We start from the raw sequence: 24,238 nt of genomic DNA, 5'->3' as shown, positions 1-24,238 counted from the left end.
TTAACAGCGGTTTATGGTTTACGGTTCACGGCTTCATGTGCATGCTAAAAACCTTGTAACTTTACTTTTATGTTTTTCAACCCTCGTTTTTCGACAAAAAAGTATGCCCGCCGGGGCTTTCGGCTGCGCGGAAATACACTTGTGCTGTTGTTCATCTTCTTCCTGATCGGGCTGTTTCTACATTATGGTGGGCAAACCAAACCTGTTGTGGCTTTCTGGAACGATTTCAGACAGCTAATAGGGATTGGTCGTTCCCGCTCCGACGCTACGAAAGAAGATAACCCGTACAAAGCACCAGAACCGGATCAGACGGATGAAGCTACTGATAAACGGCGTGGTAAATCCCGGAAGTCGGACAGGGCAGACGAGAGTGAAGCCAGTGATTATAACGGTAAACCGTCAACGGCCTCGTCGGGAAATGCTCGGTTTGATTTTGAAAAGGAAGTCGATTTCCTTCTGCCGCTTGTGAAGGCCGGAGATGAAATTGTCCGTCATGAAGGGTACACACTCCGATACCGGGACCAGTATAAAGATGCCGACTGGGTGGCGTATCCGCTGCTGGCCTATGAAACAACGGGCGACGCTGACCGTAAAAATGAGCAGTTTAAGCCAGACCCAGGAGTAGCCAACGGAACAGCTCTCCCATCCGACTATACGCGCTCGGGTTACGACCGGGGGCACCTGGCTCCGGCGGGCGACTTTAAATTCTCTCAGCGGATGATGCGCGAAACATTCTATATGAGTAACATCACGCCCCAGGCGCCCGATTTTAACCGGGGCATCTGGAAAGAACTGGAGGAGCTAATTCGAACCTGGGCTATCCGCGACAAAGGCATTTACGTAGTAACAGGGGCCGTACTCAAACCCGGACTGCCCACAATCGGAAAAACAACGGAAGTCAGTGTGCCCGATAAATTCTATAAAGTGATTTTGTATTGCAACAAGCCAGAGATTCGGATGATTGGCTTTCTACTCGATAATGAGCCATCGAATCAGTCACTGAAACAGTTCGTCGTACCAGTAGACCGGATCGAACAGCTAACCGGAATTGACTTCTTTCCAAAGATTCCTGACGACCTTGAACGTAAGCTGGAAAGCAAAGGCCGGGATGAAATGGTAGCGGACTGGTTTACCTATTAGCGTTAGTAAAGGCACTGTCTAGGTCTTCTGCTTCTTCTTCTTAGCTGCGGGGAAAAGTATATTGTTGAGAATCAGTCGGTAACCGGCGGAGTTGGGGTGAAGGTTGAGGTCTGTGGGTTCTTCACCAATTTCGTGTCGATAGTCTTCTGGATCGTGTCCACCGTAAAACGTAAAGAAGCCCCGGCCATAGGGTGAATGTATGTAGCGGGCTTCACCAGCCGCCCGATTTTCGGCCAGGATGACTACCTCTGGTTTGATATAATTTTTCTTGAATGCCGTAGTCTGCCCCATAAATCCTTTGATTACGTTGGCATGGTTCTGCGTCAGCATTGTTGGAATAGGGTCGTACTTGGCCGAAAACTGGAACAAGGTGAAATAATCGTTATGCTCACTCAGGCCCCGCTCATCGGGCTGATTGTCGATGTTGGAGAACTCGATCAGGAACGGGTTTGTATAGACCTGAAAGTTGCGGAACGCCATAGTCTGGCTATAATCCAGCTTATTGTTCGCGTTCGGGTCTGCGCCGTCCCCGTCGTAGAACGAATCGACAATGTCGGTGTTATGAGCCGAGAGGGCAATGTCGTAGGTATCAGTCGCGTTGCACATCGCAAATAGATAACCACCACCCAGCACGAAATCACGGATTTTCTGGCTGACGGCCAGTTTTAACTGCGGCACTTTGGTTAAGCCAAATTTGCGGGTAATGTTTTCAGCTTCCTGCTTTTGGGCAATGTACCAGGGCTGGTCTTTGAAATGAAAAAACTTACCATACTGGCCAGTAAAGTCTTCGTGGTGCAAGTGAAGCCAGTCGTATTCGGGTAGTTTCCCATTCATGACCTCCTCGTCAAAAACGACATCGTACGGAATTTCAGCATAGGTCATGACCATGGTTACCGCATCATCCCAGGGCTGTTTTGTTTTCGGGGAGTAAACCGCCACTTTGGGAGGTTTTTGGAGTTTCACCGCATCCATATTGGCATCGGCCGCCGTAACCTCCGATAAGATCTGAGCGGATTGAGCGTCGGAAATAACTTCGTAACTCACCCCCCGGATAACCATCTCATTGATGAATGACTGGCTTTGCGGCAACATGAAGGAACCGCCCCGGTAATTGAGCAGCCAGTCTATTTCTGTATCGTGGGTTTTGAGTACCCAGTAAGCAATACCATAGGCTTTCAAATGATTCTTCTGGGCATCATCCATGGGAATCAGAATTTTAGAGGCCCACACATGCCCCGTCAGCGTGAGAAAAAGGATGAGCGGTAACAGCAGACGTTTCATTGGCTTCCCGGATAAAAATGCTTATGGTAGTTTTGTTATAACGAAAGATACACAAATATTGTGCGAGAAAATAGAGGTGAAAGAGCGAATGAGTGAAAGAGCGGTAAAAACTACGTACCTACGTTTACGCATTGCGCTCATTCACTCATTCGCTCTTTTGCTCTTTCACCTTTACTAAATGAATTTACTTGAAAACATACGGGAAGGTTTACGCTCCATTGCGGGTAATCGCTTGCGGACTATCCTGACCTCCCTTATCATCGCCATTGGTATCACGTCGCTGGTTGGCATTCTGACGGCTATTGATGGTATTCAAAGCTCGGTGAACAGTAGTTTTGCCGGGCTGGGGGCCAACACATTCAGTATTGTGGCCCGGCAGGATGCCTTTCGACGGGGTGGGCGTATACAACGGCAGGATGCTCCTATTGACTATTTCGACGCTATTAACTTTAAACGGCGGTTTCCCTACGGAGCAACGATTGCTGTTTCGAGCGTAGTAACGGGGGCTGCACAAGCCAAATTCGGTTCGAAGAAGACAAACCCGAATGTGCAGTTAATCGGTGTCGATGATGTTTTTCTGTCGGTAAAAGGTTATACGCTACAGAGTGGACGTAACATGACGCAAAATGAGCTACAGTTCGCGCGCAACGTAGCTATAATCGGCAGCGAATTGGCCGGTACGTTATTTGAAAAAAAGGTCAACCCACTCAATCAGCTGATCCGGGTATCGGGTGCTCAATATAAAATTGTAGGTGTACTGGAAAAGAAAGGCGGGTTTTCGGGAGGGGGCGACGACCGGCTGATTCTCATACCACTCGATAACGCCCGTGCTTTGGCAGGAACCCGTAAACTGTCGTTTGATATTACGGCTTCGGTACCCACCGTTACAGACCAGGACGAAGCCGTTGGCGAAGCCCGCGGCACAATGCGGTTGGTGCGGCAGGACCCGCTGGGGCAGCCCGATTCGTTCGATATTGAGCGGGCCGACGAATTGGCCAAGGAAACAGAAAACATTACTGGTTACCTGCGCATCGGTGGCTTTGGCATTGGGTTTATTACCCTTCTGGGAGCCGCCATTGCCTTACTTAACATCATGCTGGTGTCGGTTACCGAACGAACCCGCGAAATCGGCATCAGAAAATCGCTCGGTGCTACGCCCAAACGTATTCGGGAGCAGTTTCTGATCGAAGCTATCGTTATCTGTATTCTGGGCGGTCTGGGAGGAATTATTCTTGGCCTGGGTATTGGCAACCTGATTGCCACGCTTGTCAGCCAGGGCAAAGGTGGTTTTGTCGTGCCCTGGCTATGGATGGGGCTAGGGATCGTTGTTTGCGTTACCGTTGGTCTTTTCGCTGGTATTTATCCAGCCGTGCGGGCGTCTAAACTTGATCCCATCGAAGCATTACGATACGAGTAGATCAATTAGTTCGGATACTGATAAAGCTGTAGCTGATAAAATCAGTAATCAATCGACCGTTGGTAAAAATACCGTAAACGTAGACCCAGTTCCCTTTCGGCTCTTCACAATAATGGTACCGCCATGATTTTCGGCCACTTTTCGGCAGATCGCCAGCCCAATACCCGTACCTGAGTATTCGTTCCGACCGTGCAGACGTTCGAATAACTGAAAAATCTGCTCCTGGTATTTTTCATCGAAGCCAATACCGTTATCTGTAGTATCTATGGCAATCCAGGATGACTTTTCCCGATTTGGAACCTGCATAGGGACCTCTTCGAAAGAAACGGTCCGAACCTGGAAAATTACTTCCGGAGTGATGTCTGGCGAGACGAATTTGAGCGCGTTACTCAGCAAATTCTGAAATAACTGCCGCAACTGACTTCGGTTGCCGTTGATGTAAATCAAGGCGTGAGCGGATTGGTTCGGGATGGTTAGAAGGGCCTTTTTTTCTTGAATAACCAGTTCAAGATCACTTAGAATTTCGGCCACGATCCGCTGAATGCTAACCGGCTGAAATGGGTCCTGTTCACTGCTTAATCGGGAGTAGGCGAGCAAATCCCGGATCAGCTGACTCATTCGTTCGGCTGCTGATTGCATCCGGCGGAGCATTAACCGGCCATCTTCCGGTAGCAAATTTCCGTATTGGTCGATAAGCAGATTTCCGAATGACTGAATCTTGCGGAGGGGCTCCTGCAAATCATGACTGGCAATGTAGGCGAACTGCTCTAAGTTATGGTTCGACTGACGTAGGTTGATCACCAGTTTCTCCGCGTGTTTAAGCGTTCGGCGCAGAAGCGTATTATCGTGCACCACGACAACTATGCCGTCATCCTGTTTAACAACGGAGATGTCGAACCAGCCTTCTACAGCACCGTCACTATAATACTGCTCGAACCGCTGAGACTGGCCGGTTTCTACAACGGTAATATATCGGTCAAAAATACCGGATGGCACTAAATAGGGTAGTACTTCCAGCATTGTTTTCGACTGAGTCTCAGCTAAAGGATGGTTCACCAGACGGGCATTTGCGTCGTTTTGAACCAGATACCGAAAGTCGACAATTTGTCTGGCTTCGTCCCTCATTGCCTCAAACAGGACAATGGGGGTTTGGCAACCATCCAGAATACTCTGTAAGATAGATGCCCGGTGTTGGGCCAGCGATTCGGCCTGTTTCTGTTCATTCGTGATTAGGTATACAGATACAAGTCTGTTTTCGTCGAGTCGGTTGATCCAGTTTTCTGTATAATTGTTCGTTCCAGCTACCGTATAGAGCCATTCAAAATGCTTCGGTACGCCGGTCGACAGCGTATCAATGAAGGCGTCCCAATGGGGTATTTGCTTAGCGTCGGGGAAAATGGAAAGGAGAGACTTTCCGATTAATTGCCCGCTTGTAAGGCCTGTATCTCGTAAGACAGCTTCACTAACCCGAACAAACAGGAAGTCGATCGGATCACCATCCGAATCTCGTACAGCCTCCAGTACGGAGAGACCATTTGTCATGTTTTTCAACACACCGTCGAAAAGCTGTGCCTGTTCTTCAATCTGCCGGTTTACAGAGTAGATATGGGTGATGTCGTTGAAGGTTGTTACCAGTCCATCGCCAAGTTTGCTAATTGTTGCATCAAACCACTTGTCTAAAGTGGGGAAATAATGTCTACCTCGAAAAATCTCGCCCGTTTTGTAAACGGCCACATATTGATCCCAAAGGCCGGTAGTCCTGGTCTCAGGGTTAAGTGATGTTAACAGCTTGCCAATGATATTTTCATTTGTACGGTGAGAAGCCCGCAACGACGATTCATTAGTCAATACAACCCGAAGGTCGGCCAGTTCCCCTGACGCATCATGAACTGCTTCGTAAACCATGATCGAACTCAATGATGTACGTAGTACACCATCCAGTAATTCGTTCTTTTTTCGTAGCGCTTCTGCATCAATCCGTATCTGCGTAACATCATCGAATAAAACAATAATTTGGTCACTATCCATTGGAGTAACCGTCAGTGCCAGCTGTTTATGCAGCCGGGGGGCAAGAATTTCGGTCTGGAAGGGCTGCCCTGTTGCCAAAACGTTGCAATAGGCTGCCATCAGACCCGATGAAACAAAATCAGGATTCAGTTCGCTAATCCGTTTTGTTGCTAATTCCGTTGATGAATACAACCCCAGCCCCAGCGCTGCCTGGTTGAACAAGACGACCTGAAAGTCTATAATCTCGTCCTGCTGATCCCGAATAGCCCTCTCCAGCATAATACTGTTTGGCGAGGTGTCGAGCACACTTTTAAGCAATAGCTCCTGTTCTTGAGTACGGCTAATCGTTTCTTCGAGTACTTTGTTTTGCTGTTCCAGTTGCTGCTCCGCTCGTTTGAGGTCGTCGATGTCGCGAATGGTTGTAAAAAAACCATTACCCAACTGACGATTTTCAAAGGAAAACCACCGGTTTCTTTCGGGAATGACATGCTCAACATCAAATGGAGTTTGCGCTTCTACCACCTGCCTGAAATTTTCTTCGTGCGCCCGTGCATAAGGTGCCCGCTGAAATAGCCACAGGTTTATCATCTCCTCATGCGTATGCTCCGTGATTTGTATTGCCTTCTGATTGTAATACACCGTCCGATAATCCGTAATCACATTTGATTCGCTGCGCACTGGTTCATAGACGATTATCCCATTTGGTGAATGGTCTACTAAGCTGGCGAAAAGGTTTACAGGGATAGGAGAGGAAGATAGGCTCGTTGAGGTAGTCATGAGTAACGTTGTAGTAACGTAAATTTATAAAAACTCTAAGAAACCTACTACCTCATTTTATATCTGATTTTTATTTGCAAAAGCCACATAAGCGTCCTACTTTTGCACCCACGTTTGACAAACGCATCACGCTTTGGCGTGACGATTCTGTCGCCGGGATGGCGGAATCGGTAGACGCGATGGTCTCAAACACCATTGTCTGCAAGGACATGCCGGTTCGAGTCCGGCTCCCGGTACAACAAAAAGGCTTTAGATACTTGCTCGACAAGTGTTTAAAGCCTTTTTTGCTTGTAAGGCGCTCAGCTGTACTATAATGTGAATGGCTACGTGTCGAATTCCTACCCTTGCCAGCTGAAGGCTGTAGGCATATTACCTATACGGTTAAAATAAATTGCCTAAATGGCGGTTGGCTCTAACTACTAACAGCGCATATATCTCCAAGGCGATGCCTGAACCAAGTGCTATTTCCCTTCAGAATTCCTTCAGAATTTTAAAATACTTTTGAAGCCCAGTTAAACCATTGTGTCGCTATACCAATCTCACTGCTTCGAAAGCCTGTTAAGCATTAACGGGTTATTTTTTTGTCGTTTTATCCGTTTTAGCTACAAATTAATCAATTGGTGAATCGATCCTTATCTATGCTGGTTGTGGAAGCCAATCCCGATCATCATTTACTTATTGGCTATAGTTGTCAAGTAAACAAGTTCCAGGTAAAGCCTGTCTTTGCTACAACCGCTGAAGAAGCATTAGATTACCTGGAAATATACGCCAATGATAAACAGTTGTTTCCCCAGCTAGTCCTGCTTGACCTTCTTGTGCCCCGTCCTGACAAAGGGCTGCAACTAATTAAAGATATCAGAGCTATCTATCCTCGCCTACCTGTTGTAGTATTGAGCCAACATCAGGATCAGGACGATATTCAGCGAGCCTATGATATGGGAGCCAATTCGTTTATTGCCAAGCCGCTTAACTTACTGGATTGGGAAGAACACTTTCATATACTGCTTTCTTACTGGTTAACGGTAGTGACTCTGTCGCCCGCTTAATTACTTATCGATCAGTAATTACACCAAAAAGCCAGAGATGACTGAATGTCGTCTCTGGCTTTTTAGCATTACCTGAAGGAGTTAACTCACACCCCCCGTCCTTGAATAAGACGCAGAATTATAGCAATAACTGCAATGACCAGCAAGACGTGAATCAGGCCGCTTGAAGCAATACCTGTTCCTAAAACGCCTAAAAATCCTAGTAGCCAGATGATGATCAAAATCACTGCAATGGTGTATAATAAGTTGCCCATGGTATTTATTTAATTAGTAGATGTTCGGAGTTCTAACTCGGAGTTTTTACAAACGTTTAGAAAATTGAGTGAACGGGCTAATAAATGCGGAGCAATTCAGTGAACACAATGCTTAAACACTTACCCCACTCTACGTTAAAATAATACCTGGGCCAAAAATAAACCGCGCAGAATAAGCCTTTGATGCGTGAAAAGGATAAGTCAGTTTAGTAATGCTTAAGTCGCTGGTTATGAACTGGTCAGGACTGCTATATAATCGGAGTGTTTACCAGATAAATGGGCTATACTTCCCCTGATACTTGCTGATAATGCCTGCACTATTGGTGTGAACAGCCGTTTAGACGGACAAAGAGAAGCGGGGAGAGCCGAGAAATATGTTTTATCAGCAGGTTCAGAGTGTTCTTTACTGTGATCGACTCCTGATAACAACTCCTCAACTTTGTTTTCGGCAAGGTTGGAATTCGGCGAACGAATGGCGACGTTTGCTTCCGTTTCTTTTCCATCTTTCTCCTCTACAATGACTAATTCAACGCTTTTTCAACTCTTCCCGTCGGAAGATCAGATTCCTGCCGACTATCGTATCGAACCGATTCACCAGCGTGAATACCTGCTCAATGGTGAAATGCGCCAATGGGATGGACCTGTGTCTGACGTTTATTCGCCAGTCTGTACTCCCGATCAAAATGGAGTATTACAGCGCCAACTAGTAGGCAGCTTTCCCGTTACTGGTCCTAGAGAAGCTGTAGAAGCACTGGATGCGGCCGTAGCTGCTTACGATAATGGACGGGGTGAATGGCCCCAAATGTCGGTAGCCGGACGCATTGCCTGCATGGAAACCTTCGTCGGGAAGATGCTCGAACAGAAAAAACTGGTTGTGAACCTAATCATGTGGGAAATCGGTAAAAATCTTGCTGATGCTACCAAGGAGTTTGATCGAACCGTAACCTACATCTACGATACCATCGATACTCTAAAAACGATGGATCGAAATTCGTCGCGGTTTCGCATCGAAGAAGGTATTATTGGCCAGATACGGCGGTCGCCGTTGGGCGTTGTGCTGGCTATGGGTCCGTTTAATTACCCGCTCAACGAGACATATACAACGCTCATTCCGGCTATTCTGATGGGTAACACAATTCTGTTCAAAACACCCAAGCACGGCTCTCTGTTGCATTATCCCTTGCTGGAGGCATTCCGTACCAGCTTTCCCAAAGGCGTTGTTAATTCACTGTATGGGCGGGGTGCCAACGTAATTCCGCCCGTCATGCAGTCGGGCAAAGTAAATGTCTTGACGCTTATTGGCTCTAGCCGCGTGGCCGATGAACTTCAGCGGCAACACCCCAAACTTAACCGGCTGCGGTCGATCATGAGTCTGGATGCTAAAAATGCTGCCGTTATTTTACCCGATGCTGACCTGGATGTCGCCGTCAAAGAATGTCTTTTAGGGACGCTTTCGTTCAATGGTCAGCGGTGTACCGCAATCAAGATTATTTGGGTACACCGTTCGATTGCCGATGCGTTTTTAAAACGCTTCGCTCCAGAAGTAAGCAAGCTGAAACCCGGAATGCCCTGGGAAGCCGGTGTACAGATCACCCCGCTTCCCGAACCCAACAAAACCCAGTACCTGACAGACATTATTGCTGATGCCAAAGCAGGTGGAGCGTCCATAATCAATGAGGGCGGGGGCGAAACCGTGGCATCGCTGTTTGTTCCGGCGGTTGTTTCTCCTGTTAAAGAGGGCATGCGGTTGTACCGTGAAGAACAATTTGGTCCTGTTATTCCGGTTGTAGTATTTGATGATAATGAGGAGTTTATCGATTACCTCATTACAGATGATCATGGCATGCAGGCGAGTATTTTCGGCACCGATACGGAAGAAATTTCCCGACTAATCGACCCACTGGTGAACTTGGTGAGCCGGGTAAACATTAACGCTCAATGCCAGCGGGGGCCAGACACGTTTCCGTTTACGGGCCGTAAGGATTCCGCTGAAGGAACCCTGTCTGTCGAAGATGCCCTGCGGTCATTCTCTATCCGGTCGGCGGTGGCTACTAAAGATACAGCCGCCAACAAAGCGATTTTGAATGATATTGTGGAGCATCATAAATCGACATTCTTAAGCACGAATTTTATTTTTTAACGTCTGGGCCAAGCTCCTGCTTGGCCTTATGCCTGGCAGAATTCAACAGGCCAAGCGGGAGCTTGGCCCAGACTACATGCTCACTGCTACAAAACTATCTAAAGTATACGCCGACGTTCCGGCGGTTCGTAATGTTTCGCTGACGCTGGCACCCGGCCGGATTATGGCGCTTGTGGGAGCCAGTGGTTCCGGCAAAAGCACACTACTGAGTCTGCTGGCAGGCCTGACCGATGCAGATGCCGGAGCGGTCAGCCTCAATGATGAACGGGTAGCAGGTCCGTCAGAAGTACTGGTGCCGGGTCATAAAGACATCCGGCTCGTACATCAGGAGTATCAATTGATGCCTAATGTTTCTGTACGGGAAAACATCCGGTATGCACTCCGATTTTTTGAGAAGAGCTACCGCGACTTTCGGGTCGATGAATTACTTCGGCTGTGTCGCCTTACGGAGGTGCAGGACCGGGTGCCCCGCCAGATATCGGGGGGCGAAAAGCAACGCACCGCTATAGCCCGTGCTATTGCCGACAGACCCGCTGTTCTGCTGTTGGATGAACCCTTTAGCCATCTGGACCTGCCCAACCGACTTATCGTGCGTGATTTGCTGTTCGATATGGTTCGTGAAGAGGCAAACAGGTTGACTGGTTCACGTGCAACGTCCTGCTTATTTGTTACCCACGATGCCACCGATGCGCTTTCCATTGCCGACTCACTAGGCATTATGCGCGATGGGAAACTGATACAGGTTGGCTCGCCGGAGGCCGTTTACCATCAGCCCTTAACGTCCTATGCCGCTCAAATGACGGGCCCTGTCAATATTCTGAAAGCCAGACACCTGCCTTCGTTGGGCTTACCCAGTTCGGCCAGTCCCAATGAGTTGATCTGTTTGCGGCCCGAGCAGATTTTGCTAACCGAGGGCGGAGCCGTTGGTACTATTCGGGCGTTGTTTTTTAAGGGTAGCCATTACGAATTGGAAATTGCGCTGTCGCGCTATGTATTGCTGCGTCTGTTAACTACCCGCACTGATTTACGCATTGGGCAGCAGGTGGGCATTAGTGTTGCCAGTGAGTCCGTTTGGACACTAAAGCCTTAGCCGGTGTTAACCCTAATGGCTTGTTTTGCGTTGTATGGAAAACAAACCAACAACGCGTTATGGAAAACAAAGAGCAACCGCCCGGAGTGCCTCAGGCTCCTGGAAAGGATGGTTATCTGGTTAGTGAAGAAACCGAGAATGTAGATGCGTCCGGCGTCGACGACAAGTCGACGGGTATGGGCGAGGGTGATAAAGACTTCCTGGGTAAAACCAACCTGAGGGACGATGACGACGAGTAATTGATCTGCCATCTAACACAGCCTACAAATCGAAGGGGCCGACTTTGCTAGCAAAGTCGGCCCCTTCGATTTGTAGGCTGTATCGTATACTTACAACAGGCGTTTTATCAATTGTTCTACCGAAATGCCTTCGGCTTCGGCTTTGAAGTTACGCACCACCCGGTGACGCAAAATCGGAAGCGCTACGGCCCGAACGTCTTCGATATCGGGTGAGTACTTACCCGTCAGGAGGGCATTACATTTTGCCGCCAGAATGAGCGCCTGTGAGGCCCGTGGCCCTGCTCCCCACTCCAAATACTGATTAGCGTCAGAAGCGGCCATTTCGGTGTTAGGGCGGGTCTTATGAACAAGCTTAACGGCGTATTCAACTACATTGTCGACAACTGGTACCCGGCGAACGAGGTGCTGAAACTCCCGAATTTCTTCACCCGTAATAACGCGCTGGACATCGTACCGTTTGTCGGAGGTTGTGTTTTTAACGATATCCAGTTCCGACTGATACGACGGGTAGTCCAAATAAATATTGAACATAAACCGGTCGAGCTGGGCTTCGGGCAGCGGGTAGGTGCCTTCCTGCTCAATCGGGTTTTGAGTAGCCAGAACGAAAAACGGCCGACCTAAAGCATATTTCTGCCCGGCAATCGTAACCGAATATTCCTGCATGGCTTCCAGTAGAGCCGACTGAGTTTTGGGCGGAGTCCGGTTGATTTCATCAGCCAGAATGATATTGGCAAATACCGGGCCTTTGATAAACTTGAAATTGCGTTCCTGATCCAGTGTTTCAGAACCCAAAATATCGGATGGCATCAGGTCAGGCGTAAACTGAATTCGGTTGAAATCGAGGTCAAGCGCACCGGCAATCGTTTGAATCAGCAGCGTTTTGGCCAAGCCGGGTACCCCTACTAACAGGCAGTGACCCTGGCAAAAGATGGCCGTCAGCAGCAAACGGACCGTATCATCCTGACCAATAACGACTTTCGAGATTTCGTTTTTTAATTTCTGATAAGAGGCAGTAAGGGCTTCGGCAGCCGCAACATCCGAGGAATAAGGCACAGTTTTTACAATTAAAAATGATGAATTAAAACGGGGCCGCCCGCGCGGTGATGAAATAAAAACGGGTCACCGTAAGGCTAATGAATTATAAAAGATAAAGCAGGAAAGCTGTATTTCTTAACTCATCGCCGGGCGTCCCCGTCCTGATTCTGCATTAATTTCCTCCACTCAGTGTAGCGGCACTATTCTGAGTGGTGCCGAATATACGACAGCCGTGAAATTCAGGGTCAACAGTAATGTACACGTCGGCAACAGATTTCTTAAACCAGTCGTCAATGGCCCGGTTCTTTTTGTTACTCAATACAATTGCCTGCAATTTCTCGAAGTCTTTCGTGTAATCGGCCGTGTGTGGAGCAATCTTACTCTTATAGTACAATATTCGTACCGCACTCTTACCATCTTCAGTACGGTAAGGCAGGGGGGCAGAAATAGCGCCAACTTTCATGGTGTCGAGCATTTGGAACAGTGCATACTCCATTGAGCCATCCATTGCTAGACGGCTGCTACCCGACTGTCCATCGCGAAGGAGGCCACCGGCATCGGCTGTGTTTTTATCTTCCGAATATTCTTTTGCAGCCTTATCAAACTTGAGCGAGTCAAGCTGAATCAGAGTACGCAGGCTATCCAGGTAATGCGTTGGTCCCGATATATCCAGACGGTTGTAATCGGGCCGAAGTAGAATATGGCGGGCGTGGTATTCAGCACCGCGGGTTTCGATCAGCTGAATCAGGTGAAGACCGAAATCCGATTCAACTACGTCAGACAGTTGATTTGGCTTCAGTTTAAGGGCGGCACCTTCAAAGGGAGCCACCATCATGCCACGTTTAGCAAACCCCAAATCGCCACCGTTCTGCGCTGAACCAACGTCTTCGGAGTTTTCTTTGGCAAGCTTGGCGAAATCTTCACCAGCTTCTACCCGCTTCTTCATGTCCAGCAGCCGTTGCCGCAATACCTCTTTCTGTTCTTTTGTTGGCTTGGCAAAACGCACAATCTGCCCTACTTCAACTTCAGCCGGAATGTACGGCAAACTGTCTTTAGGAATGCCGTCGTAGAACCGACGTACATCGCGGGGGGTTACCTTTACATCCGTTGTGATCTTTTGCTGCATTTTCTGGACAACCTTCTGGTCCTTTACCTGCGACCGAAGTTCGCTTTTCAGCATCTCCAGGCTTTTACCGTAGGCTTCCACAATGTTTTTGTCCGACCCAAACTGCTGAACCATGTATTGCATCCGGGAGTCGAGTTCGCTGTCAACGATCTTGTCGTCAACGACAACCGAGTCAATCTCGGCTTTGGCCAGCATCATTTTATTGATGACAAGGCTCTCCAGCAACTGGCATTTTTGTGGGGGCGTCTGGTTCTGACCAACGTACGACTGGTACGCTTCTTCCAGATCAGACCGGAGCACATAGTAATTATCGACTTTAGCGATGATTTTGTTCAGGCTAACGCCCTGGCCTTGCCCAAAAGCAGGCATGGTCAGGAACCAGCCTACCAAACCAAGGAGCACACTGCTTATTACTTTTTTCATGTTTTAAAGATAAGAAACACATCTACAGCGTCCTAACGGCGGTTTATCGCGGATATTTCCCAATCGTACCGAAAACCGTACCGAATTAACTGTTTTTAACACCACCGGCGAGCAAAATTGCCCACTCAGGTAAGCAGCCCGACACTATACTTCCACCGCGTCCAGTACGTCGACCATCCCCGATCTCCAGCCCCCAGCCGTGACCGGCTTCTTTTCCCCGCGAAGGGTGTAGGCTGAAACGAAATTAATTTCGTCGATCGAGGCAGGCATCGCAATTTTCGGCATCGGAAATAAGGTGTCGGTGGTTTGGCTACTTACCGCGGAGAAATCCCGGTCACCCTCGTGTAGGTTCTCCAGCAGCTTCCAGTAATTCGCCTTGTCGCACGATAGCTGGTCGCGCTGCTGGCGCAGGAACTCGTTTTCGATCTTCAGCTTCTCGACTTCGTTCTGGATTCCCCGTAGCTGCGCATCGACCGGCTTAGGCTCCTGACGGATGCCCAGTATCTGGTACGTCAGATCGTAGTTCTTGTAGGCCTTGGCCATGTCGCGGTGAATGTCCACGGTCGGCAGCGTCGTACCCTTCGTTATATAATAGAGCGTCTGACGGAGGATACCCGTCTTTTCTGAAATCTCCGTCAAATCCGGCTTAGGGCCCAGAAAGTCGAGAAATCGCTGCCGTTCAGCTTCTTTCTCAGGCGTCAATGTCGTTGTTTTTCCCATTTTCACGTTGTTTAAGTAATATTTATTACAGATTTGATAATAATTAGTATATTTGTGTTTCAGGCCCGCAAGAGCCTGTTTCATAAATATTATGTAAATATAATAACCATTTTCAGACAATGGACAAAAAATACTCTCATAATGACCTCGTCTTATTAAGCGGCAAAGTGAGGAACACTCGCTATATTGCTGATGTTCAGGCGATTCTAAAAAAATGGGGCATTGAAAAGACTGATAATTACGTTGCCCAGGTCGTCCACCTGACTAAGGATGGCAAGTTCAAGAACTACAATGAAGCGGTCTGGGATGCAATCGTTCTTATAATTAACGACCGGAAGAAACGGCAGAGGGTGAGCGCGAAGGCAGTGGCCGAAGCATTGGCAGACTAACGGCTAAAAAAATTTGACTGAAAATTTAATCATTATTATATATTTCATTAATATTTATTATATTTACAGCATACTTAAGCAAAGCACAAAAAAAGCCCCGCTGACGCTACCAACATCAACGGGGCACATAAACTACTTAAATCGAACGCAAAGATATGACAGCTTTCGCAAACTACCAAGTGATTACTCCTGCGTCCCCCCTGATTAATACCAACAAGACGCTGGCCCAGATGGACGAGGAGGAAAGTATGTACGACTTGTTTGTGGCCATCGAGAACCGGCGTCCGGACCGCACCGTACGCACGATTGAGTTCATCGACGACCTGAACAACGGTGGTCAGCGCAAGCTGATTTTTGACGTCACCTACAAGGTAGGCATCGAGTATGACGAGGACGGCCACTGCGACAGGTGGGAAACCGAGCGGGGTATCAGTATCAACGTCAAGCCGACTAGCACGATCTACGCGATTGTCTTTCAGCTAATCGGAGAAGCCGAACACCTGGTCAGCGAAGCCGCCAGCGCCCGCATTTAACAGCTAATTCTGGACCTTATATATATATACGTACCATGCACTACTTAAACCGCTACCGCACACACACTTCCGCACGTATCACGCATACCCCTGAGCTGTCCGAGGTGCGCATTACCAACAACCGCCGACTGAACGGGATTCGGATTGACCGATTGCTGCGCCGACCCACCACCGACCACATGCCTAGCAAGGCTACGGTGCAGTTAATCGCCGGTATGGCGTTCACCGTCTGCGTTCTGGTTTTGTATTTTTTCGCAACCCTGATTTTTGCATGACTCCCAATCAGCATAACGAGCGCGTACTGAACTGGATTTTTACCAGCGCCTTTATCCTTATCGCCTTTTTGTCCCTTTTACGCCTTTTAAAAACATGGTAAAACCACAATCTGATGAAGTAGGCGTTCTGGCAACGGCCGGCCTGCTGCTTTTAGGTGCTGTTGCGCTGGCGGTGCTGGCGGTTCGGGTTGTCGTACTTCTTATCCAGCTTGTCCGATGATCAACACGCAGGATCTTATCAAAAACGCCTACCTCTGGCATAAGCAGCGCGGCCTGGTGCGTATCACCCAGATTGGCGAAACGACCGTTGGCGGGGTGGCCGAAAGTCGCCCCCACGAATCCACCTTTTTTCTGCCGGACAAGCTGCGCCCCATCCCTATCAGTCCGCAGTGGCTTAAGCGGCTGGGTTTCGAGAAGGCCAGCGACGCCAGCGACGAGGACCGGATGGGCTGGCAGTGGAACCCCGAATTTGACGAGTACGACTATCTGGTTGAAGTGGAGCCCAAGCAGGAATGGGTTTTACGCTGTAGTAACAACTTCATTGCCAAGCTGGACGGCGTACACCACCTACAGGCGCTGATCTGGTTCATGGAGCGGCAGCGACTCACACTACAGCCAATTAAAACCAATGAAAAAGTCGAAACAACCGTTGGTTAGTCGCCTAAACCATGTGCTGACTGGCATCCGGAAAATGACCCCTCATCAGGCAAAACTACAGTCATCGTATAAGATGGCTCAGGAGTTTTCGGCTATTGAGCAGTGTATACGACTCGGTATACTGGATGCCAACGGACAGAATACCGCCCGCACCCAAGCCCTGATCAACGACTTTCATGTGGGCAAATAGTCGCAGGAGAGTCTGACTCATTCCTCAAACAACTCCAAAAGAAACATCATAGCTAACTACCCTTGGCCTAAAGGCGCGGGGTTTCCTTAAAATGACATCACAATGACAACTCAAATTTTCTCTACCTATTCAGATTTCCTGAGACGTGACAATAAGAGATGCAATGGCGTATCGCCCGAATTTGCGGAGCGTAACCAAGATTACCAGCAACAGAATGAAGCCAATACGGCGTGCTGGAATTGCTCCCATTGCTCCGATTGCTCCGATTGCTCCCGTTGCTCCGATTGCTCCGATTGCTCCCGTTGCTCCGATTGCTCCGATTGCTCCGGTTGCTCCGTTTGCTCCGGTTGCTCCGGTTGCTCCGATTGCTCCGGTTGCTCCGGTTGCTCCGATTGCTCCGGTTGCTCCGGTTGCTCCGATTGCTCCGGTTGCTCCGTTTGCTCCGGTTGCTCCGGTTGCTCCGATTGCTCCGGTTGCTCCGGCTCCGGTTGCTCCGTTTGCTCCGGTTGCTCCGATTGCTCCGATTGCTCCGGTTGCTCCGATTGCTCCCGTTGCTCCCGTTGCTGCGTTTGCTCCGATTGCTCCCGTTGCTCCCGTTGCTCCCGTTGCTGCCGTTGCTCGCGTTGCTCCGGTTGCTCCGATTGCTCCGGTTGCTCCGTTTGCTCCGGTTGCTCCGATTGCTCCGATTGCTCCGGTTGCTCCGATTGCTCCCGTTGCTCCCGTTGCTGCGTTTGCTCCGATTGCTCCCGTTGCTCCCGTTGCTGCCGTTGCTCGCGTTGCTTCGATTGCTCCGATTGCTCCGATTGCTCCCGTTGCTCCGATGTGAAGGGAGATAAGTCAGGATTTGCAGTACCTGTACTGGAAAATATACACCAGCAAGTATTAGAAGCTGTTTCTCGGCCTAATGCACTGGATATGTCAACATGGCATACGTGCGAGACAACCCATTGCAGAGCCGGGTGGGTCGTTGCACTGGCAGGAAAAGAGGGCCAAAAGTTGGAGTCGAAAACCTCTACACTATTCGCGGCTATGCAGATTTACCACAAATCAAGCCCTCAGATCAAAGTGAGCCCCATGCGCTTCTTCGAGTCGAATGAGGTAGCCATGAGGGATATGGAGCGATGTGCTGAACTGGAAAAGAAGGCCCCTGAAAAATAGCATTACCCAAACAATTCATAGATAACCATTTAACAAGCAGTACCATGACCAAGCAAGAATTAATATCCGAAGTACTCCTGACTACTCCATCGACGACAAATGAGGAACAGGTAAAGGAAGTGATCGACCGCACGATGGACGTCATTAAAAATGCAGTAGCCTGTGGCGACACGGTCACCCTACGGGGCTTCGGCAGCTTTGTGCCCGCCCGGCGCAAACAAAAGGTGGCCCGTGTCATCAAGACCGGAGAAGCCGTCATTGTGCCCGCCCAGACGGTGCCCACCTTTAAGGCCAGTAAGGCGTTCAGGGACTCGGTGAAACTGGCAGCTACCATCGAAGCCTAGCATGAAACGACTACCCATTACCCGGGAACAGGGGACCGATTTTGCGATCGGTTTCCTGTGCCTGGGTCTGACTGGATTTATTCTCGCCTACCTGACGACCTGTTATGTATGGCCGTATCTGATCGCCCTTTTTTCCTGACAAATGATTAACCAACCATCATACTATGCAATTATCCCGGCATCGGTCAGGTACGACAAAACCCTGCCCCCGAATGCCAAGCTATTGTATGGTGAAATTACAGCACTAACATCAACCGAAGGCTACTGCTGGGCGGGCAACAAGTACTTTGCCGACCTGTACGAAGTTGACAAGGACACGGTTTCTGGATGGCTCAGTAAGCTAAAAAAGGCCGGTCATATAAGGATTGTTATCGAGGAAGCAACCAACTGGCAGCGAAGGATTTTTATTATTGAGGGGGTCGGTAAAAAGGTCGAACCCCTACCAGAAATAAAGGAGGGGGGTACGATAAATAAAGTAGGGGGTACTACAAATGAAGTAGGGGGGTACCAGAAAAATAGTAGGGGGGTACTAAAAAAAGACTACCATAGTAATACAAGTAGTACTACACCTATTACTAAAAAAGCAGACGCTGATTTTTCTGCCGCTGAAGCGACAGTTTTAAGTGATTCAGTAGTCGCTGAAAAAAAAGGAAAAAAAGGAGCCCCCCCGATTCCGCGCGTCCCCCCCAAAATCGCTACGCTCATTCAGGGCGTTGTTATCGAATTCGTACCCGAATACTACTGGGATGCCCGTAACGGCCGGGCCGCCAATGAGATTGCCGCCAAACTCCGTAACCTGATTAACGTAAAGGCCCAGGCCGACCAGAAAGACACCAACGAAAACTACACTCCCTGTACCGACGAGGACGTAGTCAATGCCTTTTCCGTACTGGTCCAACGGAGCTATGAACTCGAAGCCTATTACCAGTTCAAAGACCTGCCCACCCTCAACAGCCGATTCAACGAGATAATTACGCAGATCAAAAATGGAAAACCGAAATCAGCAACTAACCAGCAGAACAGAAACCGGACTCGCCAACAGGAGCCCGACGACCGAGAGGAACTTGATCGACTCGTTGGCCAAATGTTCTCCTCTTAGTATCTGTGAAAGTAAGCTGTCGGAATCGGCCTTTACCTCGCTGCTGATGCTCCAGCGTAACCTCACCATCGACAAAGCGGCTACGTCGGCTACGGTGCGGCAGGTGATCGCCTACCAGGGGGAGGAAACGACGACTAAGGTTGTATGCGCGATTCTGAAACTGTTCAACGATGGGCTCAACGTCAGCAACCAAATGTCAAATCGGCAACTGCTGGAAACGGCCATGATTTGGATGGAGACCTACCCCCACGATACCGTTAAGGATTTAATACTGTGTTTGAAAAACGTCAAAGCGGGCAAGTACGGGAAAGAGGGCCAGATTTTTAACCGGATCGACGGGGCCGTGATTGCCAACTTTTTCAACCGCTACCTGGAGGACAAAGCCGAGTGGGGAGAGCAGCAGAACCAGCTCTATAAGTCCAACCAGATAAAGGCCAGTACGGGCTTCTTTCAAAAGCTGGATTCAGAAACAGCCGGAGAGTTAAAACGAATGCTCCAGCGGGCTAACATCCGCGCCACGCCCGACGTTCAGACACCCCTAAGTTCCGACAAGCACTACTCAACCTATTTGGCCCAGCACGCCGAAGACATTGAATTCGAGGTGCTGACCAACCTCAACCAGCGAGCTAAACAGCAGGGCATCGAGGAAGTCGTAAAAATTACACAAACCGAATTAAGCCGCCGTTCCGCGCAGGACCAAGCCGATTATGAAGCCTACGAAAAACAGTACGACGATACCCAACTACCGGAATCCGAACGCCAATAAAGGCGGGGAGCAGTTGCCGATTCAGTCGCTGCGGATCAACTACGTCGTTGGTATTGATCCGGACATTGAACGGTCGGGCCTGGCCGTGTGGAGCCGCATCAAACGGCAGCATACGTTCATCGATGCGGTTGACTTTTACACCCTGATTCAGAACCTGCTGCTGGTGAAGCCCGGTGAAGCCCTGTTCCGGGTCGATGCAGGCTGGCTAAATGCGGGCTTTCACCACGCGGCCGGACTGCCTGACAATTTCGAAACGTGGACGGTCGAATCGAAGCTGGCCTACTACTTCAAACTGGGCGTTCAGGTGGGCCGCAACTTCGGCGTCGGTCAGGCTATCGTACAACTGCTCGTCACCATCCACGGCGCCGACAACGTCAAGGAGGTTCGCCCGATGCCGAAGAATCCCAAATGGTCGGCGGCTGACCTGAAACGCTACACCGGCTGGGAGGGACGCACCAACCCCGACAGCCGCGATGCCGCTAAACTTTGCTTTCAATTTTAATTTTTTATTCACGTATAACCCCCGTTACAACTATGTGGTTTTTATCAAAAATTAGGTACAGCGTACAGGATTCGCTGGGTAAGTTCAAAGCCATCAGCGAACAGTTCGTGCATGACGCTATCAGCTACGGTGATGTGGAAGCGCAACTGGCCGAGGTGCTGAAGGGCCGCGTCGACGACTACACCTACGACCTGTCCAAGATCCGTTTCGATTCCGTCTACGAGCCGCACGTAAAAGGCGCGTTCTTCAAAGTACAGTACGAGGAGAAAACAACGACCGAAGCCGGGGTAGAGAAAGTTACGGTCAAGTCGCATTTGGTGGTGGCGCAGGACGTTCCGGACGCCGAGAAAAAGGCCAGCGAGTACATGAAAAATTGGATAACCGACTGGACGATCATCGGGGCCGACAAAACTAAAATCCTCGGCGTGTGGCACCCGCTGAATCAGGACTGGAAAGACGATTTTATTGCCCGTATGGCTGACCTGGCAGCCGCGGGTAACGAAACGGGTGAACCCGCCCCGACGACGATTTTCAACGCGGACGGCACGGCCAAAAAAATAGCCTTCGGTGACGATGACCTGATCGACGAAGAACACGCCCAGATTGGCAGTTATGCCGATGCCCGCGCGGAAGTGGATGCCATGACGCCGACCTCCGGCTTTACGATCGGTGACGACTCCGCGCTGGCCGATACGCTGAAAAGTACGCTGGACGAATTCGGAGCCAGTGAGGTATCGGTTACCGCTGAGAAAAACGGAAAAGTCACGGCTAAGGCTACCATGAAGAAATCAGCGAAGGGCAAACTGACGTTTCAGTCAGCCCTGGGTAAAGAGTAACAGCAACTTACAGCGCACCTGCCGACATACGTGCCGGTAGGTGCGCCTGACTAACCTATACAAATACGGTTGTAACCCACTTAAAAGACGATACAATGATCACTAAAGTAACGATTACCGGGGCTGACGATAGCATTCAGCCCGCCGAGTTATTGGCCCTGACGCGCGAATTCCCCTTTGTCGAATGGGGTATCCTGCTTTCCCGTTCCAGTATGGGCAACAACCGATTTCCAAGTACTATGTGGCTATTAACGCTGGCCCGTTACCAAAAGTCGTTAGCGCAAACTGGCCAGCAGTTGACTCTTTCGGGCCACTTGTGCGGTCGTTGGGTAAAGGATATACTGGTGGGTAAACATGAATTTGTTGATGCGTTAACCCCTGAAGTATGGGACATATTCAGCCGAATTCAGATTAACACCCACGCTGAATTCCATTCGGCCACGGCGGTCGGCATTGGTATGCTGAATAGGCTTCGTGACAAGGAATTTATTTTCCAGTACGACAACGTCAACACTATTTTATTGGAACTGGCCCGAAATGCCAGCGTCAACCACTCCGCCCTGTTTGACCTCTCACACGGTGTTGGCAAACTGCCTTCACAGTGGCCGGATTTAATTCAGAATCTATCCTGCGGGTACGCCGGGGGCTTATCGCCCGAAAATCTGCGTGAACAAATATATCGCATCGAGGAAAAGGCCGGGGATACACCCATCTGGATTGACATGGAAACCCACGTTCGAAGCAATAACGACAAGCAGTTTGACCTGGGCAAAGTACGGGCCTGTCTGGAAATAGCCAGTGAGTTTATCGAGGCCTATTGGCATCACGAATAAGCATCAAAAACAGCGCACCTACCGGCATGTATGTCGGTAGGTGACTAACCCCCTTTGCTATGCACGCTACTATACCGGAAAGCCCGCGCGGACCAATCATCACACTATCGGTTCGGCAATTACTGGATGTTGAATTAGGGCTGTACTTACTGACGCTGCTCAGTGACGATGCTGATCCATCAACGCTACCCGATTTTCTACAGTCCGATTACGAAGGAGCCCCCAGCCTTACTCCTCGGCAGTACCGGTTTTTAAGCCGGGCCAAGCTGCTGCTGGCGCACCTGAGCAACCGGGAACACTGGCAAATGATGCTGACGGCCTATCGTGAGTCACGCCCCCACCGGCACGCTTTTGATATTGCCGCCGATGGTCGGACTTGTACAGCAAAGGCCGTTGGTTTTTCCCGCAACCGACTCAGTATACTCCGTAAAATGTTAGTTGGCTAATTAATCAATCAATCGTATATGGAATACCGTTTTGCCCGCAAAATAGCCATTGACACCGGCCTGCTGCTGATGCCCCACTGCGTCCGGCTCAACATTGCCGGCAGCGTCCGCCGAAAAAAAGCGGAGGTAAAGGATATTGAGTTAGTGGCCATACCCAAAACAAGAACCCTACAAACCGGGCTTTTTGACTCGTCCCTGACTACTGTTGTCAGCCCTGATTTTGTCGCTATGCTGGAATCGTTAGGCGAAGTGATCAAGGGAAAGCCGGACGGGCGGTACATGCAGATACAGCTACACGAAGGTATCGCGCTGGATCTGTTCATGCCGGATCCGGTCGATTATTTTCGCCAATACTGCATCAGGACTGGCTCGGCGGACTACTCGGCTAAAGTCATTGCCGGGGGCTGGAAAAAGCTGGGCTGGTGCGGCTCTGACAAAGGCCTGCGGAAAATAGCCGACTGCCAGAACCGGGCGTCGGGCGGCAAAATGAACTGGATCTGCGTTAACCCGGATGCCGAACTGCCGCCCGTCTGGTCCAGCGAAGAGGAGTTTTTTGACTGGCTGCAAATACCCTGGATAAAACCCGAATTGAGGAACGTATGAAAACCACCACCGAGCAGCTGAAGCAGATATTTGAAGACTGTACATTGACCCATTCGGGTAAAGGGGAGTACTGGCTCACAACACCGGACTATCCGATTGAGGATTATCCGAAGTTCAAAAAGATGATCACCGATGTTGGGGGCGTGTGGAAGCGGAAAGGATTTCTGTTTACCAGTGATCCGCAGCGGGTACTGGAGCAAATTTTTCAGCAGGGGATAGACTGGAAAAAGCTGACCCAGTTCTTTCCTACCCCGCACCCCGTTTGCCGGAAAATGGTTGAAAAGTTACCCCAGGGTGTCGAGTACTGGCACGGGAAACGAATACTAGAACCCAGCGCCGGCCGGGGTAGTATCCTGATGGAAATACTGCTGCGCACTTGTTTTTTAAAGCTGGCAAAAAATAGCGTCGGTGAACAAAAGCTGGACCCTACGCTGCAAGTGCTGCCCCAAAGCCAGGTTGATTTATGCGAAATAGACGAATTCAACTACCTGTGCCTTGAAAATAAAATCCCCCAAAAGATGGGCTATAATCGGGTATGCCGGGATTTTATGCACTTACCGACTGACTGGAAATACGACATCATCCTGGCGAACCCCCCTTTCCATAAAAACCAGTATGCGCTACACCTAAAGAAAATGGTGCAGCACTTATCCCCCGGCGCTGATATCGTCTGCATACTACCCGCCAACGCGCAGCACGAAAACCTTTTTGACGACTTGTGCGACATAACGTTTGAGCCGCTGAGTAATGGCGAATTTCGATCATCCGGAACAACAGTAAACACGGTTATTCTGTCGGCAAAACGAAAGCGTGAACTAGTCTTAGCGCCTGTCTTTCATAAGCCTGCCAAGCGGCACAAGCACGAAGGCCAACTAACCCTATTTATCTAACTCCCACAGTTTACCCCTACAA

Annotated in this window: 30 protein-coding genes and 1 tRNA gene; 25 read left to right on the top strand and 6 right to left on the bottom strand. The window is 49.6% G+C overall.

The features are described from left to right. The first annotated feature begins 69 nt into the window (after positions 1–69). The gene (locus NT073_RS24965) at positions 70–1,140 is read left to right on the top strand and encodes a DNA/RNA non-specific endonuclease (protein WP_297379089.1); all 1,071 of its coding nucleotides are present in this window, start codon (positions 70–72) and stop codon (positions 1,138–1,140) included. Positions 1,141–1,158: 18 nt separating this feature from the next. Here NT073_RS24965 and NT073_RS24960 read toward each other — a convergent pair whose 3' ends face one another. Then, complete coding sequence (locus tag NT073_RS24960) at positions 1,159–2,421, bottom strand: asparagine synthetase B (protein WP_297379087.1); 1,263 nt, start codon at positions 2,419–2,421, stop codon at positions 1,159–1,161. A gap of 178 nt (positions 2,422–2,599) precedes the next feature. On the opposite strand from NT073_RS24960, the gene NT073_RS24955 reads away from it, so the two are divergent. Further along, positions 2,600–3,838, top strand: coding sequence for an ABC transporter permease (locus NT073_RS24955; protein ID WP_297379086.1), 1,239 nt, complete (start codon positions 2,600–2,602; stop codon positions 3,836–3,838). Positions 3,839–3,886: 48 nt separating this feature from the next. Here the strand turns inward: NT073_RS24955 and NT073_RS24950 are convergent, their stop codons facing one another. Beyond that, positions 3,887–6,622, bottom strand: a complete 2,736-nt coding sequence (locus NT073_RS24950; RefSeq protein ID WP_297379084.1) for an ATP-binding protein — start codon at positions 6,620–6,622, stop codon at positions 3,887–3,889. Between the two features lie 152 nt (positions 6,623–6,774). Between NT073_RS24950 and NT073_RS24945 the strand changes: the two genes are divergently transcribed. Both NT073_RS24945 and NT073_RS24940 read left to right on the top strand, forming a co-directional pair. Then, positions 6,775–6,858: transfer RNA gene (locus tag NT073_RS24945), tRNA-Leu, on the top strand. A 384-nt stretch (positions 6,859–7,242) separates the two neighbouring features. After that, the gene (locus NT073_RS24940; protein ID WP_297379082.1) at positions 7,243–7,668 is read left to right on the top strand and encodes a response regulator; all 426 of its coding nucleotides are present in this window, start codon (positions 7,243–7,245) and stop codon (positions 7,666–7,668) included. Positions 7,669–7,754: 86 nt separating this feature from the next. On the opposite strand, the gene NT073_RS24935 is transcribed toward NT073_RS24940, so the two are convergent. Further along, the gene (locus NT073_RS24935) at positions 7,755–7,922 is read right to left on the bottom strand and encodes a lmo0937 family membrane protein (RefSeq protein ID WP_012925412.1); all 168 of its coding nucleotides are present in this window, start codon (positions 7,920–7,922) and stop codon (positions 7,755–7,757) included. Positions 7,923–8,439: 517 nt separating this feature from the next. Between NT073_RS24935 and NT073_RS24930 the strand changes: the two genes are divergently transcribed. From NT073_RS24930 to NT073_RS24920, 3 genes are read left to right on the top strand one after another with little or no spacing between them, the layout of a single operon-like run. Then, a complete protein-coding gene (locus NT073_RS24930) occupies positions 8,440–10,062 on the top strand; it encodes an NADP-dependent glyceraldehyde-3-phosphate dehydrogenase (RefSeq protein ID WP_297379079.1) in 1,623 nt (540 codons plus the stop codon). A 28-nt stretch (positions 10,063–10,090) separates the two neighbouring features. Continuing rightward, positions 10,091–11,152, top strand: coding sequence for an ABC transporter ATP-binding protein (locus NT073_RS24925; RefSeq protein WP_297379077.1), 1,062 nt, complete (start codon positions 10,091–10,093; stop codon positions 11,150–11,152). Positions 11,153–11,211: 59 nt separating this feature from the next. Further along, complete coding sequence (locus tag NT073_RS24920) at positions 11,212–11,391, top strand: hypothetical protein (RefSeq protein ID WP_297379075.1); 180 nt, start codon at positions 11,212–11,214, stop codon at positions 11,389–11,391. Between the two features lie 90 nt (positions 11,392–11,481). Here NT073_RS24920 and NT073_RS24915 read toward each other — a convergent pair whose 3' ends face one another. From NT073_RS24915 to NT073_RS24905, 3 genes are all read right to left on the bottom strand, one after another. Then, positions 11,482–12,444, bottom strand: coding sequence for a MoxR family ATPase (locus tag NT073_RS24915; RefSeq protein ID WP_297379073.1), 963 nt, complete (start codon positions 12,442–12,444; stop codon positions 11,482–11,484). A gap of 154 nt (positions 12,445–12,598) precedes the next feature. After that, positions 12,599–13,975 (bottom strand): peptidylprolyl isomerase, encoded by a 1,377-nt coding sequence (locus NT073_RS24910; protein WP_297379072.1) that lies wholly within the window; start codon positions 13,973–13,975, stop codon positions 12,599–12,601. 144 nt (positions 13,976–14,119) lie between these two features. Further along, entirely contained in the window at positions 14,120–14,695 is a 576-nt protein-coding gene (locus tag NT073_RS24905; protein ID WP_297379070.1) for a hypothetical protein, read from the bottom strand. A 119-nt stretch (positions 14,696–14,814) separates the two neighbouring features. Between NT073_RS24905 and NT073_RS24900 the strand changes: the two genes are divergently transcribed. From NT073_RS24900 to NT073_RS24815, 18 genes are all read left to right on the top strand, one after another. After that, positions 14,815–15,084, top strand: coding sequence for a hypothetical protein (locus tag NT073_RS24900; protein WP_297379068.1), 270 nt, complete (start codon positions 14,815–14,817; stop codon positions 15,082–15,084). 155 nt (positions 15,085–15,239) lie between these two features. After that, positions 15,240–15,617, top strand: a complete 378-nt coding sequence (locus tag NT073_RS24895; protein ID WP_297379066.1) for a hypothetical protein — start codon at positions 15,240–15,242, stop codon at positions 15,615–15,617. 35 nt (positions 15,618–15,652) lie between these two features. Beyond that, the gene (locus NT073_RS24890) at positions 15,653–15,892 is read left to right on the top strand and encodes a hypothetical protein (RefSeq protein ID WP_297379064.1); all 240 of its coding nucleotides are present in this window, start codon (positions 15,653–15,655) and stop codon (positions 15,890–15,892) included. 94 nt (positions 15,893–15,986) lie between these two features. Further along, complete coding sequence (locus NT073_RS24885; protein WP_297379062.1) at positions 15,987–16,112, top strand: hypothetical protein; 126 nt, start codon at positions 15,987–15,989, stop codon at positions 16,110–16,112. After that, positions 16,109–16,549: a hypothetical protein gene (locus tag NT073_RS24880; protein ID WP_297379060.1), complete on the top strand. Its 441-nt coding sequence runs from the start codon at positions 16,109–16,111 to the stop codon at positions 16,547–16,549. Before NT073_RS24885 ends, NT073_RS24880 begins: the two co-directional genes overlap by 4 nt. Further along, complete coding sequence (locus NT073_RS24875; RefSeq protein WP_297379058.1) at positions 16,521–16,739, top strand: hypothetical protein; 219 nt, start codon at positions 16,521–16,523, stop codon at positions 16,737–16,739. The genes NT073_RS24880 and NT073_RS24875 overlap by 29 nt, the downstream gene beginning before the upstream one ends. Positions 16,740–16,953: 214 nt before the next feature. Beyond that, the gene (locus NT073_RS24870; RefSeq protein ID WP_297379056.1) at positions 16,954–17,565 is read left to right on the top strand and encodes a hypothetical protein; all 612 of its coding nucleotides are present in this window, start codon (positions 16,954–16,956) and stop codon (positions 17,563–17,565) included. Positions 17,566–17,654: 89 nt separating this feature from the next. Further along, positions 17,655–17,897 (top strand): hypothetical protein, encoded by a 243-nt coding sequence (locus tag NT073_RS24865; protein WP_297379054.1) that lies wholly within the window; start codon positions 17,655–17,657, stop codon positions 17,895–17,897. Between the two features lie 44 nt (positions 17,898–17,941). Next, entirely contained in the window at positions 17,942–18,241 is a 300-nt protein-coding gene (locus tag NT073_RS24860; RefSeq protein ID WP_297379053.1) for an HU family DNA-binding protein, read from the top strand. Between the two features lies 1 nt (position 18,242). Beyond that, entirely contained in the window at positions 18,243–18,380 is a 138-nt protein-coding gene (locus tag NT073_RS24855; protein ID WP_297379051.1) for a hypothetical protein, read from the top strand. Positions 18,381–18,383: 3 nt separating this feature from the next. Continuing rightward, positions 18,384–19,340, top strand: coding sequence for a helix-turn-helix domain-containing protein (locus NT073_RS24850; RefSeq protein ID WP_297379049.1), 957 nt, complete (start codon positions 18,384–18,386; stop codon positions 19,338–19,340). A 46-nt stretch (positions 19,341–19,386) separates the two neighbouring features. After that, a complete protein-coding gene (locus NT073_RS24845) occupies positions 19,387–20,106 on the top strand; it encodes a hypothetical protein (protein ID WP_297379047.1) in 720 nt (239 codons plus the stop codon). Further along, a complete protein-coding gene (locus tag NT073_RS24840) occupies positions 20,048–20,608 on the top strand; it encodes a hypothetical protein (RefSeq protein ID WP_297379045.1) in 561 nt (186 codons plus the stop codon). The genes NT073_RS24845 and NT073_RS24840 overlap by 59 nt, the downstream gene beginning before the upstream one ends. A gap of 32 nt (positions 20,609–20,640) precedes the next feature. Next, a complete protein-coding gene (locus NT073_RS24835) occupies positions 20,641–21,444 on the top strand; it encodes a DUF4494 family protein (RefSeq protein WP_297379043.1) in 804 nt (267 codons plus the stop codon). Between the two features lie 95 nt (positions 21,445–21,539). Further along, positions 21,540–22,277 (top strand): hypothetical protein, encoded by a 738-nt coding sequence (locus tag NT073_RS24830; RefSeq protein WP_297379041.1) that lies wholly within the window; start codon positions 21,540–21,542, stop codon positions 22,275–22,277. 59 nt (positions 22,278–22,336) lie between these two features. After that, positions 22,337–22,723, top strand: a complete 387-nt coding sequence (locus tag NT073_RS24825) for a hypothetical protein (RefSeq protein WP_297379039.1) — start codon at positions 22,337–22,339, stop codon at positions 22,721–22,723. 18 nt (positions 22,724–22,741) lie between these two features. Next, a complete protein-coding gene (locus NT073_RS24820) occupies positions 22,742–23,326 on the top strand; it encodes a hypothetical protein (protein ID WP_297379038.1) in 585 nt (194 codons plus the stop codon). Further along, positions 23,323–24,216 (top strand): hypothetical protein, encoded by an 894-nt coding sequence (locus NT073_RS24815; protein ID WP_297379036.1) that lies wholly within the window; start codon positions 23,323–23,325, stop codon positions 24,214–24,216. Before NT073_RS24820 ends, NT073_RS24815 begins: the two co-directional genes overlap by 4 nt. The last annotated feature ends 22 nt before the right edge of the window (positions 24,217–24,238 follow it).

Origin of the sequence: Spirosoma sp., assembly GCF_026391055.1 — a bacterium.
Lineage (GTDB): Bacteria > Bacteroidota > Bacteroidia > Cytophagales > Spirosomataceae > Spirosoma.
The sequence above is the reverse complement of the archived record's forward strand: the minus strand, read 5'-3'. Positions and strand labels throughout refer to the sequence as shown.

What these genes read in the sequence shown, in the direction of transcription:
- NT073_RS24965 (WP_297379089.1), top strand. Translation starts at nt 70, where the DNA reads ATGTTTTTCAACCCTCGTTTTTCGACAAAAAAGTATGCCCGCCGGGGC.
- NT073_RS24960 (WP_297379087.1), bottom strand. Translation starts at nt 2,421, where the DNA reads ATGAAACGTCTGCTGTTACCGCTCATCCTTTTTCTCACGCTGACGGGG.
- NT073_RS24955 (WP_297379086.1), top strand. Translation starts at nt 2,600, where the DNA reads ATGAATTTACTTGAAAACATACGGGAAGGTTTACGCTCCATTGCGGGT.
- NT073_RS24950 (WP_297379084.1), bottom strand. Translation starts at nt 6,622, where the DNA reads ATGACTACCTCAACGAGCCTATCTTCCTCTCCTATCCCTGTAAACCTT.
- NT073_RS24935 (WP_012925412.1), bottom strand. Translation starts at nt 7,922, where the DNA reads ATGGGCAACTTATTATACACCATTGCAGTGATTTTGATCATCATCTGG.
- NT073_RS24930 (WP_297379079.1), top strand. Translation starts at nt 8,440, where the DNA reads ATGACTAATTCAACGCTTTTTCAACTCTTCCCGTCGGAAGATCAGATT.
- NT073_RS24925 (WP_297379077.1), top strand. Translation starts at nt 10,091, where the DNA reads ATGCCTGGCAGAATTCAACAGGCCAAGCGGGAGCTTGGCCCAGACTAC.
- NT073_RS24920 (WP_297379075.1), top strand. Translation starts at nt 11,212, where the DNA reads ATGGAAAACAAAGAGCAACCGCCCGGAGTGCCTCAGGCTCCTGGAAAG.
- NT073_RS24910 (WP_297379072.1), bottom strand. Translation starts at nt 13,975, where the DNA reads ATGAAAAAAGTAATAAGCAGTGTGCTCCTTGGTTTGGTAGGCTGGTTC.
- NT073_RS24905 (WP_297379070.1), bottom strand. Translation starts at nt 14,695, where the DNA reads ATGGGAAAAACAACGACATTGACGCCTGAGAAAGAAGCTGAACGGCAG.
- NT073_RS24900 (WP_297379068.1), top strand. Translation starts at nt 14,815, where the DNA reads ATGGACAAAAAATACTCTCATAATGACCTCGTCTTATTAAGCGGCAAA.
- NT073_RS24895 (WP_297379066.1), top strand. Translation starts at nt 15,240, where the DNA reads ATGACAGCTTTCGCAAACTACCAAGTGATTACTCCTGCGTCCCCCCTG.
- NT073_RS24890 (WP_297379064.1), top strand. Translation starts at nt 15,653, where the DNA reads ATGCACTACTTAAACCGCTACCGCACACACACTTCCGCACGTATCACG.
- NT073_RS24885 (WP_297379062.1), top strand. Translation starts at nt 15,987, where the DNA reads ATGGTAAAACCACAATCTGATGAAGTAGGCGTTCTGGCAACGGCCGGC.
- NT073_RS24880 (WP_297379060.1), top strand. Translation starts at nt 16,109, where the DNA reads ATGATCAACACGCAGGATCTTATCAAAAACGCCTACCTCTGGCATAAG.
- NT073_RS24875 (WP_297379058.1), top strand. Translation starts at nt 16,521, where the DNA reads ATGAAAAAGTCGAAACAACCGTTGGTTAGTCGCCTAAACCATGTGCTG.
- NT073_RS24870 (WP_297379056.1), top strand. Translation starts at nt 16,954, where the DNA reads ATGAAGCCAATACGGCGTGCTGGAATTGCTCCCATTGCTCCGATTGCT.
- NT073_RS24865 (WP_297379054.1), top strand. Translation starts at nt 17,655, where the DNA reads ATGTCAACATGGCATACGTGCGAGACAACCCATTGCAGAGCCGGGTGG.
- NT073_RS24860 (WP_297379053.1), top strand. Translation starts at nt 17,942, where the DNA reads ATGACCAAGCAAGAATTAATATCCGAAGTACTCCTGACTACTCCATCG.
- NT073_RS24855 (WP_297379051.1), top strand. Translation starts at nt 18,243, where the DNA reads ATGAAACGACTACCCATTACCCGGGAACAGGGGACCGATTTTGCGATC.
- NT073_RS24850 (WP_297379049.1), top strand. Translation starts at nt 18,384, where the DNA reads ATGATTAACCAACCATCATACTATGCAATTATCCCGGCATCGGTCAGG.
- NT073_RS24845 (WP_297379047.1), top strand. Translation starts at nt 19,387, where the DNA reads ATGCTCCAGCGTAACCTCACCATCGACAAAGCGGCTACGTCGGCTACG.
- NT073_RS24840 (WP_297379045.1), top strand. Translation starts at nt 20,048, where the DNA reads ATGAAGCCTACGAAAAACAGTACGACGATACCCAACTACCGGAATCCG.
- NT073_RS24835 (WP_297379043.1), top strand. Translation starts at nt 20,641, where the DNA reads ATGTGGTTTTTATCAAAAATTAGGTACAGCGTACAGGATTCGCTGGGT.
- NT073_RS24830 (WP_297379041.1), top strand. Translation starts at nt 21,540, where the DNA reads ATGATCACTAAAGTAACGATTACCGGGGCTGACGATAGCATTCAGCCC.
- NT073_RS24825 (WP_297379039.1), top strand. Translation starts at nt 22,337, where the DNA reads ATGCACGCTACTATACCGGAAAGCCCGCGCGGACCAATCATCACACTA.
- NT073_RS24820 (WP_297379038.1), top strand. Translation starts at nt 22,742, where the DNA reads ATGGAATACCGTTTTGCCCGCAAAATAGCCATTGACACCGGCCTGCTG.
- NT073_RS24815 (WP_297379036.1), top strand. Translation starts at nt 23,323, where the DNA reads ATGAAAACCACCACCGAGCAGCTGAAGCAGATATTTGAAGACTGTACA.